The sequence below is a fragment of the Pseudomonas sp. Pseusp3 genome, from assembly GCF_047304225.1.
GTDB lineage: Bacteria > Pseudomonadota > Gammaproteobacteria > Pseudomonadales > Pseudomonadaceae > Aquipseudomonas > Aquipseudomonas fluorescens_CD.
Genome location: NZ_JBGLYV010000143.1, coordinates 1 through 11505, shown reverse-complemented (window position 1 = coordinate 11505; position 11505 = coordinate 1). Strand labels below are relative to the sequence as shown.

The window sequence follows — 11505 nt, the reverse complement described above, 5'->3', positions numbered from 1 at the left end:
GGGTGAATCCTCGGGCTGGCGGTTAAGAAGGCTATCTAGTTTGCCGAGATTGGCCGGGGATAGCCACGACCTCTTGCATATTTCTGGGCGCTGCGCCCGTTTCACGCACGAAAACAATTCGGTTAATTTTATTAATGGTTAATTGACATAACTATATTTGCGGTTTAGTTTTTACCCATCGTCAAGCCAAGAACAAGAGAGTATCGCCATGAGCAATTACGAAGGTCGCTGGACAACCGTTAAAGTGGAAATCGAGGAAGGCATCGCGTGGGTCATCCTCAACCGCCCGGAAAAACGCAACGCCATGAGCCCGACCCTGAACCGCGAGATGATCGACGTTCTGGAAACCCTGGAGCAGGATCCGGACGCCGGTGTACTGGTGCTGACTGGTGCGGGCGAAGCCTGGACTGCGGGCATGGACCTCAAGGAATACTTCCGCGAAGTGGACGCCGGCCCGGAAATCCTTCAGGAAAAAATTCGTCGCGAAGCCTCTCAATGGCAATGGAAACTGCTGCGCATGTACGCCAAGCCGACCATCGCCATGGTCAACGGCTGGTGCTTCGGTGGCGGTTTCAGCCCGCTGGTGGCCTGCGATCTGGCGATCTGCGCCGATGAAGCGACCTTCGGCCTGTCGGAAATCAACTGGGGCATTCCGCCGGGCAATCTGGTGAGCAAGGCGATGGCCGACACCGTGGGCCATCGCCAGTCGCTGTACTACATCATGACCGGCAAGACCTTTGGCGGGCAGAAAGCCGCCGAGATGGGCCTGGTCAACGAGAGCGTACCCCTGGCGCAACTGCGTGAAGTGACGATCGAACTGGCGCGTAATCTGTTGGAGAAGAACCCGGTGGTGCTGCGCGCGGCCAAGCATGGCTTCAAGCGTTGCCGCGAACTCACCTGGGAGCAGAACGAAGATTACCTGTACGCCAAGCTCGATCAGTCGCGCCTGCTGGACACCGAAGGTGGCCGCGAGCAGGGCATGAAGCAGTTTCTCGACGAAAAGAGCATCAAGCCCGGTTTGCAGGCTTACAAGCGCTGAGTTCCGGCGTTGAAATCAAGGCGAGCTGGCCGGACGATCGAGCGTCCGCCAGCTGTTCGCCCCGGCGCCTCGGCGCTACTGTGAACCCCGAGAACGTATTCCCGATAAAGACAATAAAGAGGAATCACCATGCTGGACGTGCCCCTGCTGATTGGCGGCCAGTCGTGCCCCGCCCGAGACGGTCGAACCTTCGAACGGCGTAATCCGGTGACCGGTGAAGTTGTGTCGCGCGTTGCCGCCGCCACCCTGGAAGACGCCGACGCTGCGGTGGCTGCGGCCAAAGCGGCATTCCCCGCCTGGGCAGCGCTGGCCCCCAACGAGCGACGCACCCGGTTACTGCGTGCGGCTGAACAGTTGCAGGCCCGAAGCGCGGAATTCATCGCGGCGGCCGGCGAGACCGGTGCCATGGCCAACTGGTACGGTTTCAATGTGCACCTGGCGTCCAACATGCTGCGCGAAGCCGCGTGCATGACCACCCAGATCAACGGCGAAATCATTCCCTCGGATGTGCCCGGCAGCTTCGCGATGGCCCTGCGTCAACCCTGTGGCGTGGTGTTGGGCATCGCGCCCTGGAACGCGCCGGTGATCCTCGCCACCCGCGCCATCGCCATGCCGCTGGCTTGCGGCAACACCGTTGTGCTCAAGGCGTCGGAACTGAGCCCGGCGGTGCACCGGTTGATCGGCCAGGTGTTGCAAGACGCCGGCCTCGGCGATGGCGTGGTCAACGTCATCAGCAATGCGCCCCAGGATGCCGCGGCGATTGTCGAGCGGCTGATCGCCAACCCGGCGGTGCGTCGGGTCAACTTCACCGGCTCGACCCATGTCGGGCGCATCGTCGGCGAGCTGTCGGCGCGTCATCTCAAGCCGGCGTTGCTGGAACTGGGCGGCAAGGCGCCGTTCCTGGTGCTGGAGGATGCCGACCTGGATGCGGCGGTGGAGGCTGCGGCCTTCGGTGCCTTCTTCAATCAGGGGCAGATTTGCATGTCCACCGAGCGCCTGATCGTCGATGCCAAGGTGGCCGTTGCCTTTGTCGCCAAACTGGCGGCGAAGATCGCCACCTTGCCCGCCGGCAACCCCAATGCCGAAGGTTCGGTGCTTGGCTCCCTGGTGGACAGCAACGCTGGCGAACGGATCAAACTGCTGATCGACGATGCCCTCGACAAGGGCGCAACCCTGGTTGCGGGTGGCCGGTTGGAGGGCAGCATCCTGCAGCCGACTTTGCTCGACGGTGTCACCGATGCCATGCGCCTGTACCGTGAAGAGTCCTTTGGCCCGGTGGCGGTGGTGCTGCGAGGTGAGGGCGATGAAGAACTGTTGCGTTTGGCCAACGATTCCGAGTTCGGCCTGTCGGCGGCGATCTTCAGTCGTGACACCAGCCGTGCTCTGGCCCTGGCTCAGCGGGTTGAATCGGGTATTTGCCATATCAACGGTCCGACCGTGCACGACGAGGCGCAGATGCCCTTCGGCGGGGTCAAGTCCAGCGGCTATGGCAGTTTCGGCGGCAAGGCGTCCATCGAGCACTTCACCCAATTGCGCTGGGTGACCTTGCAGAACGGACCGCGGCACTACCCGATCTGAGCAGCCGTCGCAGCGCGGGGCGACGAATGCTGGAGAGCGATCGCCGCCCGCGTGCAGGCCAGTCATAACAATAACAAGGCTGCGATGCCCCGGTTGACTGCTTCCCGGCGGACCGGTGGCGTGCCTTGATGGAGAACAAGCACGTGAGTTCCGAATTCAGATCGCCACCCCAGACCGAAGCCAGTGCGCCGCGCTATCGGCAGGTCTCCATCGGCCGTCCTGCGGTCGAGGTCAGCGAAGAGCAGGGCATCCTGCATATGCGCTCCCTGGAGCCTTTGGCCGAGTTGCCTGCACGCTTGCTCGATCGCCTGGTGCATTGGGCCCAAGTGCGCCCGCAACAGACCTTTATCGCTGCTCGCCAGGAGGGCGGCGACTGGCGCCGGGTGAGTTACGCCGAAATGCTGACCAGCGTCCGCGCCATTGCCCAGAGCCTGCTGAGTTACGGCCTGTCGGCCGAACGACCGCTGGCGATCCTCTCGGGCAACGACATCGAGCATTTGCAGATTGCGCTGGGTGCCATGTACGCCGGCATTCCCTATAGCCCGGTCTCACCGGCCTATTCGTTGCTGTCTCAGGATTTCGCCAAGCTGCGGCATGTTTGCGACCTGCTGCAACCAGGTCTGGTGTTCATCAGCGACGCCGCGACCTATCAGCGGGCGATCGAGGCGGTGTTGCCAGTGAAAACGCCACTGATCACCGTGCGTGGCCAAATACCGGGCCGGCATCAGGCGAGCTTTGCCAGCCTGCTGGAACAGCCCGGCGGTGCCGAGGCCGAGTGCGCCTTCACGGCTACCGGGCCGGACAGCATCGCCAAGTTTCTGTTTACCTCAGGTTCCACCAAGCTGCCCAAGGCGGTGGTCACCACCCAGCGCATGCTCTGCGCCAACCAGCAGATGCTGTTGCAAACCTTCCCGGTGTTCGGCGAAGAACCACCGGTACTGGTGGACTGGCTACCGTGGAATCACACCTTCGGCGGCAGCCACAACGTCGGCATCGTGCTGTACAACGGCGGCACCTTTTACCTGGACGACGGCAAGCCCACCGCCCAGGGCTTTGCCGAAACACTGCGCAACCTCAAAGAAGTATCGCCCACCGCCTACCTGACCGTGCCCAAGGGCTGGGAAGAACTGGTGAGCGCCCTGGAGCAGGACGGCGAGTTGCGCGAATGTTTCTTCTCGCGCATGAAGCTGTTCTTCTTCGCCGCTGCCGGCTTGTCCCAGAGGATTTGGGATCGCCTGGATCGGGTCGCCGAACAGCATTGTGGCGAACGCATTCGTATGATGGCCGGGCTCGGTATGACTGAGGCGGCGCCGTCCTGCACATTCACGACCGGGCCACTGTCCATGGCCGGTTATATCGGTCTGCCGGCTCCAGGTTGTGAAGTGCGGCTGGTGCCGGTGGACGGCAAGCTGGAAGGGCGTTTCCGCGGGCCGCACATCATGCCCGGTTACTGGCGCGCGGCGCAGCAGACCGCCGAGGTGTTCGACGAGCAGGGTTTCTATTGTTCTGGTGATGCGCTGAAACTGGCTGACGCCCGTGATCCGCAACTGGGGCTGATGTTCGACGGGCGCATCGCCGAGGACTTCAAGCTGAGCTCCGGCGTGTTTGTCAGCGTCGGCCCGCTGCGCAATCGCGCGGTGCTCGAAGGTTCGCCCTATGTTCAGGACCTGGTGGTGGCCGCGCCGGACCGCGAGTGCCTGGGTGCACTGGTCTTTCCCCGGTTGTTTGAGTGCCGACGTCTGGCCGGTTTGAGTGCCCACGCCAGCGATGCCGAGGTTCTGGCCAGCGCGCCGGTGCGTCAGTGGTTCGGCGATTGGCTGCAACGGCTCAACCGCGACGCCACCGGTAATGCCAGCCGCCTGGAATGGATCGCGCTGCTCGACGAACCTGCTTCCATCGACCGTGGTGAAATCACCGACAAGGGCTCGATCAACCAGCGCGCGGTGCTGCAGTGGCGAGCCGATAAGGTCGAGGCGCTGTATCGCGGTGAAGAGCCTTCCATCCTGCGTGCCGGACCACAACCGTGAGCGGCGCAGGGCAGTATTCGAGCTTCTGCGATGTGGCCATTTTCGAAGCACTGCGCACGCCTTGGGTCGACCTTGGCGGAGCCTTGGCTCAGGTCTCGCCGATCGATCTGGGGATCAAGGTCGGGCGCGAGGTGCTGGCCCGCGCCGCTATCGATCCGTCGTCGGTGGACAGCGTGCTCGCCGGCTCCATGGCTCAGGCCAGTTTCGATGCTTACCTGCTGCCTCGGCATATCGGCCTTTACAGCGGCGTGCCGCAAGAGACTCCGGCACTGGGACTGCGCCACCGGTTTCGAACTCTTGCGGCAGGCCGCCAGGCAGCTGGATGACGGCGTGCAGCTGGCCCTGTGTGTGGCGGCCGAATCGATGTCGCGCAATCCGATTGCCGCCTACACCCACCGAGGTGGTTTCCGGCTCGGTGCCGAGGTGGCGTTCAAGGACTTTCTCTGGGAAGCCCTCTACGACCCGGCCCCGGGCGTAGACATGATCACCACCGCCGACAACCTGGCCCGACGACATGGCCTGAGCCGCGAAGCGGTGGATCGCTACGCGCTCGGCAGTCATCAGCTGGCGCTGCAGGCCCAGGCTGACGGCTGGTTCGAACCGGAACTGGTGGCGGTTGGCAATGAGCGTTTTGAACTGGCCGGCTATCAGCCACGGAGTATTGAGTTGCCACGGGGCGTGGACCGCGTGACGCGCGATAGCCACCCGCGACCCACCGATCCGGGCGCTTTGAGCCGGTTGCGGGCGGTGCATGCCGGCGGTGTGCAAACGGCCGGCAACAGTTGCGCGGTGGTCGATGGTGCGGCGGCCGCACTGGTGGGGCGCGCTTCTGCGGCCCGGCGTCCGGTGTTGGCTCATTTACTGGCCAGTGCCGTGGTGGGCGTGGCACCGGAGTTCATGGGCATCGGACCTGCACCCGCTATCCAGTTGCTGTTGCAACGCAGCGGGTTGACCCTTGGCGACATCGGCTTGCTGGAAATCAACGAAGCCCAGGCGGCTCAGGTGCTGGCCGTGGCACAGGTGCTGGAACTGGATGGCGACCGGCTCAATCGGCGGGGCGGCTCCATCGCCCTGGGACATCCCTTGGCCGCCAGTGGAATGCGCCTGGTGCTGACCCTGGCCCGGCAACTGCGCGAAGGCAATCTGCGTTATGGCATTGCCGCCGCCTGTGTCGGCGGCGGGCAGGGCATGGCACTGCTGATCGAGAACCCGGCCTATCAAGGCTGAGGCAGAACAACGCGGCCTTTTTGATGTGAGTGTGCTGCCCAAACCCGGCGTCACCATCTTGCGTTACTATGCAGACCCACCTTTCTGGAAGTTGCCTGGATGAGTAAGCCCGGTCAAACGGTGCTGGTCGCATTGCGCAAGATGATCGCCTCGGGCGAGCTGGCGGCGGGCGAACGGCTGATGGAGATCCCCACGGCGGAGCTGTTTGGCGTCTCGCGGATGCCGGTGCGCATGGCGTTCCGCACACTGGAGCAGGAAGGCTTGCTGGTGCGCTCTGGCGGGCGCGGGTTTCAGGTGCGTTCGGTCAGCCCAGATGACATTGCCGGTGCGGTCGAAGTACGGGGCGTACTCGAAGGCCTGGCGGCGCGTCAGGCCGCCGAGCGCGGGCTCTCGGACGAAGCCCGGGCGACCCTCGAACAGTGCCTGATGCAGGGCGATCAGCTGTTCGACAAAGGGTACGTGACCATAGAAGACCTGGAGGTCTATCACGACCTCAACATGCGTTTTCACGAGGTGATCGTCGAAGGCAGCCACAACCCGGCGATAGCCGACGCCCTGGCGCGCAACGATCATTTGCCCTTCGCTTCGGTGACAGCCCTGGCCGTGGACCGCAACGACATGGTCCGGGAATACCGACGCTTCAACTATGCCCACATGCAACACCATTCGGTGTTCGATGCCTTGGTCAACCGCCAGGGCGCGCGTGCCGAAGCGATCATGCGCGAACACGCCAACGCCACGTTGCGCTACGCCGAGATCTTCAGCTCAGCGACGGCTGACGAGCGGATGAAGGTCATTCTCCGCTCGGAATAGGCGCGGCGTTCTAGATATCCAGCACCAGCAGCGGCGTTTTCGAGCGCGAGCAGCAAGGGGTGAACTGGTCATTGCAGGCCTGTTCATCCTCGGTGAGGAACAGGTCGCGATGCTCCGGCACACCCTCCAGAACCCGCGTCAGGCAAGTGCCACAAATGCCTTGTTCGCAGGAAATGGCGACCTCGATGCCCTGGTCTTGCAGCACCTGCACCACGCTCTTGTCGGCCGGCACCTCAAAGACCTGACCGCTGCTGGCGACCTTGATCGAGAAACGGCCATCGGCGCCAGCGTCGACGGGCGCGGCGGCGAAGTACTCGCGGTGCAGGCATTGCTCCTGCCAGCCCTGTTTCCTGGCCGTGTCCAACACGTGCTGCATGAAGCCGCCGGGGCCACACACATATAAATGAACGTCGCTCTGCGGCGTGGCCAGGACCTTGGCCGCGTCCAGCACGGTGTCGGGTTCCTGATCGAAATGCAGGAACACCCGGTCGGCAAAAGGCGAGTGCTGCAGGCGTTCGACAAAAGCCGCACGGTCCCGTGACCGGGCACAGTAATGCAGCTCGAAATCCGCGCCGCTGTGGGCCAGGCGTTCGGCCATGCACAGGATCGGCGTGATCCCGATACCGCCGGCGAACAGCAGGCTGCGCCTGGCCTCACGGGCCAGCGGGAACAGGTTGCGCGGCTCACTGATCGGCAGGCACGCGCCGGGGTGGATCTGCTCGTGCATGGCCAGTGAACCGCCCCGGGAGGTCGGGTCCTTGAGCACGCCGATCAGGTAGCGATGACGTTCTTCGGGGTGGTTGCACAGGGAATATTGCCGGATCAAGCCGCCGGGCAGGTGCACATCGATATGCGCACCGGCGCTGAAGGCCGGCAGCGGTCGGTCATCGACACTGGCCAGCTCGTAGCTGCAGATGTCCTGGGCTTCGTTGTCGCGCGATACCACCAGCACTTCGATCATGCCATTGACTCCTGCGGGACTCGTTCCCTGGCGATCAGGCGCTCCAGAACGCGACGCGACTGCACGCCGCCAGCGTCGATATTGAGCTTGAGCAAGTTGCGCGCGGGATGGCTGAGCAGGTTCTGCTGCTGGCGTTCGAGCATCTCCAGGTCCTCGCTGAAAATCTTGCCCTGGCCCTCGCGAATGCTCGCGGTCAGGGCTTCGTCCTGCGGATTGAAGTTGCGCGCCATGCCCCAGAAGTACCAGATCGAGGTCTCGGTTTGCGGCGTGATGAAGTCGACGACGATGCTCGACGCCTTGAACTGTCGGGGAGCGTGATAACCGCCATGGCCGGCATGGGCCACGCCGACTTCGATCAGCACATGGCTGGGCGGGGTGAAACGACAGATCTGCCAGCGGTCCACCGGCACATCGTCGGCCAGGTTGTTGCCGCGCAGGGCCATGCGCCAGAAAGGCGGGGCCATGATGTTTTCCATGTGGCGGGCGGTGACCACCTCGTCGCCGTCGACCGTGGTCACCGGCGGCGCTTCGTCGATTTCCTTCTGGCCGATGCTGGACGCATGAACGTAGGTTTCATGAGTCAGGTCCATCAGGTTGTCGATCATCAGGCGGTAGTCGCACTGGATGTGGAACAGGCCGCCGCCATAGGCCCACTCGTCACTGACCGCCCATTCCAGATGATGGATCAGCGCTGGATCCGCCAACGCCTGATCGCCGGGCCAGGCCCAGATAAAGCCATAGCGCTCGACCACGGCAAAGGTCTTGTTGCACGGGAAGCCGCGAACCCGTTGCCCGGGCATTTCCACGGCTTTGCCGTCGCACCCCATCACCAGGCCGTGATAGCCGCACACCAGATTGCCGTTTTCCACATAGCCCAAGGACAGCGGCGCGCCGCGATGGGGGCAGAAGTCCTCGACAGCCGCCACCTTGCCCTCGTGCCCGCGGTAAAAAACCATCTTTTCACCGCAGATCTGACGGCCCAGCGGCTTGTCGGCGATTTCATCGGGCGTGCAGGCGACGTACCAGGTGTTCTTGGGGTACATGGAGATTCTCCAAGGTTGTTTGTTGTTATTTAGTGGATCCATTAGCGATGATTTTATGGGTTATTGTCAAATATTATCTACTTTACGATGATTTGTTGGATCCACTAATAGATTGTGAGTCTCCAGGATCAATACCGGCGGGAGTCTCTGAAATCCAGCACCGTCCGGTCGCCAGGAAATTGAGCGCACGCTAAGATCGCCTGCAAACGTTTCGACACCAATGAGGCAACCTCACGGGGCTCTGTAGTGAACATCGACACCCGCATCAAATTCCGTCACCTCGTGTGCTTTCTTGAAATGGCCCGTCAGGGCAGTCTGGCGCGGGCGGCGGATATCCTGGCAGTGAGTCAGCCAGCGATGTCGAAGACGCTCAAGGAGCTGGAGGATCTGCTGGCGGCAAGCCTGTTCATACGCAGTAAAAGTGGTGTAACCCTGACCGAAGCCGGGGTTGCCTTTTTGCGTTATGCCGGGCCTTCGGTGCAGGCGCTGCGTGATGGGGTGAATACCTTGCGCGGTGGCGAATATGCGGCGGGCAAGGTTCGACTCGGTGTGTTGTCGACCGTGGAAAGCTTGCTGGTGCCTGAGGTTGTACGGCGCTTGCACGAGCGCCATTCGGCGCTGGTGGTGAGTGTGGTGACCGGGCCAAGCGCCTATCTGTTGTCGCAGTTGCGGGTGGGCGATGTGGACCTGGTGGTCGGCCGTATGACCGATAGCCCGGAGATTCAGGGACTGACCTTCGAGCATCTGTACAGTGAATCCATGACGCTGGTGGTGCGCCCCGAACATCCCTTGCTGGCCGAGCCACTGGAGCGTAGCGCCCTGGAAGATTTCCCGCTGGTGCTGCCGCTGGCAGGGACGACGATTCGCAAATTTGCCGACAGCCTGTTCGTGCAATGCGGCATCAGCCAGTCGCGGCAGCGTCTGGAAACCTTGTCCGTGACCCTGAGCCGTCGTTATGTGTTGTCCAGCGAGGCGATCTGGATCGCACCACTGGATGCAGTGCGCCTGGATCTGGCAAGCGGCGAACTGTTTGAGATCAATCTGGGGCAGCGCGAACCGGGTGGTTCGGTGGGGATTTCCAGTAACACCAGCTTGCCCTTGTCACTGGCGGCCCAGTGGTGTGTCGAGGTGCTGCGCGAGGTAGGGCAGGCGTATCGCGAAGGGGTTTATCCATAACCATTTGGTTATGTGTTGAGAGCGGCTTTTCAATATTCCCCAGCCTTCTGTTGTTTGAAACTGCGCAGGCAGTGCTCCATAAATCAAACAACAGGAGATCGACATGTCTGATGCAGACAGCAGTCGCTTCGTCATTCGTGACCGTAATTGGCACCCCAAAGCCCTGACCCCTGATTACAAAACCTCTGTCGCCCGTTCTCCACGCCAGGCCTTGGTGAGCATTCCCCAGTCGGCCAGCGAAACCAGCGGCCCGGATTTCTCTCATCTGGAGATGGGGCCGTTCGATAACGACCTGCTACTCAACTTCAATAATGGCGGGTTGCCGGTGGGAGAAAGGATCATCGTTTCCGGCCGGGTCTGTGATCAATACGGCAAGCCAATCCCGCATACCCTGGTGGAGATGTGGCAGGCCAACGCCGGCGGGCGCTACCGGCACAAGAATGATCGATACCTGGCACCACTGGACCCGAATTTCGGCGGTGTCGGCCGCGCCCTGACCGACCGTGACGGCAACTACAGCTTCCGCACCATCAAGCCGGGTCCTTACCCATGGCGTAACGGCCCGAATGAGTGGCGTCCGGCGCACATCCACTTCTCCATCAGCGGGCCATCGATCGCCACGCGCCTGATCACCCAGCTGTATTTCGAAGGCGATCCGCTGATCCCGCTGTGCCCGATCGTCAAGTCGATCGCCAACCCGGACGCGGTTCAGAGCCTGATCGCCCGGCTCGACATGGGTAATGCCAATCCGATGGATTGCCTGGCCTATCGCTTCGACATCGTGCTGCGCGGCCAGCGCAAGACCCACTTCGAAAATTGCTGAGGAGTCCGTCCATGCCTATCGAACTGCTACCCGAAACCCCTTCGCAAACGGCTGGCCCTTACGTGCATATCGGTCTGGCTCTGGCGGCTGCCGGCAACCCGACACGGCCAGGGGAAATCTGGAATCAGATGGCCAAGTCCGGCGCGCCAGGCGAACAGATCCTGCTGATCGGTCATGTCTACGACGGCAACGGTCACCTGGTACGAGACTCGTTTCTGGAGTTTTGGCAGGCCAATCATGAAGGGGTTTACGACCCGGTTTTCGACTCGGAAAAAACCTTCAACAGCTTCGGCCGAACCGCCACCACCTTCGATGCAGGGGAGTGGACACTCAATACCATCAAGCCCGGCGTGGTGAACAATGCCGCCGGGGTGCCGATGGCGCCGCACATCAATGTGTCGCTGTTTGCCCGCGGGATCAATATTCACCTGCAAACCCGGCTGTACTTTGCCGATGAGCCACAAGCCAACGCGAAGTGCCCGGTGCTTAATCTGATCGAGCAACCGCAGCGTCGCGAAACGCTGATAGCGCAGCGTTGCGAGGTGGATGGCAAGGCGGCTTATCGTTTCGACATACGCATTCAGGGGGAGGGGGAGACGGTGTTCTTCGATTTTTAAACCCGCTTCGCGCCGGGCCAGTGAGTTCAACGAGCGAGGCTGACTACCGCACCACAGTCCTCGTTGTTTCGTGCCGCGATATCGTGGTGACCTTTATCAATGCCCGCTGGGTCACTCGCTTCGGGCCACAGCGCATGCTGGGTTTGGGCGCCGTGCTGGCGGGCGGGGCAGGGCTGGCGCTGATGGCGGCGGGGTATACGC

The 11505-nt window shown here is 62.3% G+C and carries 9 protein-coding genes and 1 pseudogene; 8 read left to right on the top strand and 2 right to left on the bottom strand.

The features are described from left to right. Positions 1-208: 208 nt before the first annotated feature. The 5 genes and pseudogenes from ACCD00_RS28345 (at position 209) to ACCD00_RS28325 (ending at position 6684) form a co-directional block, all read left to right on the top strand. Positions 209-1039 carry a p-hydroxycinnamoyl CoA hydratase/lyase gene (locus ACCD00_RS28345; RefSeq protein WP_413428547.1) on the top strand — a complete coding sequence of 277 codons (831 nt, stop codon included), beginning with the start codon at positions 209-211 and terminating at the stop codon, positions 1037-1039. 129 nt (positions 1040-1168) lie between these two features. After that, on the top strand, positions 1169-2617 hold the full coding sequence (locus tag ACCD00_RS28340) for an aldehyde dehydrogenase (protein WP_413428546.1): 1449 nt from the start codon (positions 1169-1171) through the stop codon (positions 2615-2617). A gap of 143 nt (positions 2618-2760) precedes the next feature. Continuing rightward, entirely contained in the window at positions 2761-4644 is a 1884-nt protein-coding gene (locus tag ACCD00_RS28335; RefSeq protein ID WP_413428545.1) for a feruloyl-CoA synthase, read from the top strand. Then, positions 4641-5871 (top strand): annotated as a pseudogene (locus ACCD00_RS28330) (thiolase family protein). The gene ACCD00_RS28335 and the pseudogene ACCD00_RS28330 overlap by 4 nt, the downstream one beginning before the upstream one ends. 99 nt (positions 5872-5970) lie before the next feature. Next, a complete protein-coding gene (locus ACCD00_RS28325) occupies positions 5971-6684 on the top strand; it encodes a GntR family transcriptional regulator (RefSeq protein WP_413428544.1) in 714 nt (237 codons plus the stop codon). A gap of 10 nt (positions 6685-6694) precedes the next feature. Here the strand turns inward: ACCD00_RS28325 and ACCD00_RS28320 are convergent, their stop codons facing one another. Both ACCD00_RS28320 and ACCD00_RS28315 read right to left on the bottom strand, forming a co-directional pair. Then, complete coding sequence (locus ACCD00_RS28320; protein ID WP_413428543.1) at positions 6695-7645, bottom strand: PDR/VanB family oxidoreductase; 951 nt, start codon at positions 7643-7645, stop codon at positions 6695-6697. Then, the gene (locus tag ACCD00_RS28315) at positions 7642-8688 is read right to left on the bottom strand and encodes a Rieske 2Fe-2S domain-containing protein (RefSeq protein ID WP_413428542.1); all 1047 of its coding nucleotides are present in this window, start codon (positions 8686-8688) and stop codon (positions 7642-7644) included. Before ACCD00_RS28315 ends, ACCD00_RS28320 begins: the two co-directional genes overlap by 4 nt. 246 nt (positions 8689-8934) lie before the next feature. Between ACCD00_RS28315 and pcaQ the strand changes: the two genes are divergently transcribed. The 3 genes from pcaQ (at position 8935) to pcaG (ending at position 11304) form a co-directional block, all read left to right on the top strand. Continuing rightward, positions 8935-9864 (top strand): pca operon transcription factor PcaQ, encoded by a 930-nt coding sequence (gene pcaQ / locus ACCD00_RS28310; RefSeq protein WP_413428541.1) that lies wholly within the window; start codon positions 8935-8937, stop codon positions 9862-9864. 103 nt (positions 9865-9967) lie between these two features. Further along, positions 9968-10687 (top strand): protocatechuate 3,4-dioxygenase subunit beta, encoded by a 720-nt coding sequence (pcaH, locus tag ACCD00_RS28305; protein ID WP_413428540.1) that lies wholly within the window; start codon positions 9968-9970, stop codon positions 10685-10687. 11 nt (positions 10688-10698) lie between these two features. Further along, positions 10699-11304, top strand: a complete 606-nt coding sequence (gene pcaG, locus ACCD00_RS28300; RefSeq protein ID WP_413428539.1) for a protocatechuate 3,4-dioxygenase subunit alpha — start codon at positions 10699-10701, stop codon at positions 11302-11304. Positions 11305-11505 lie beyond the last annotated feature (201 nt).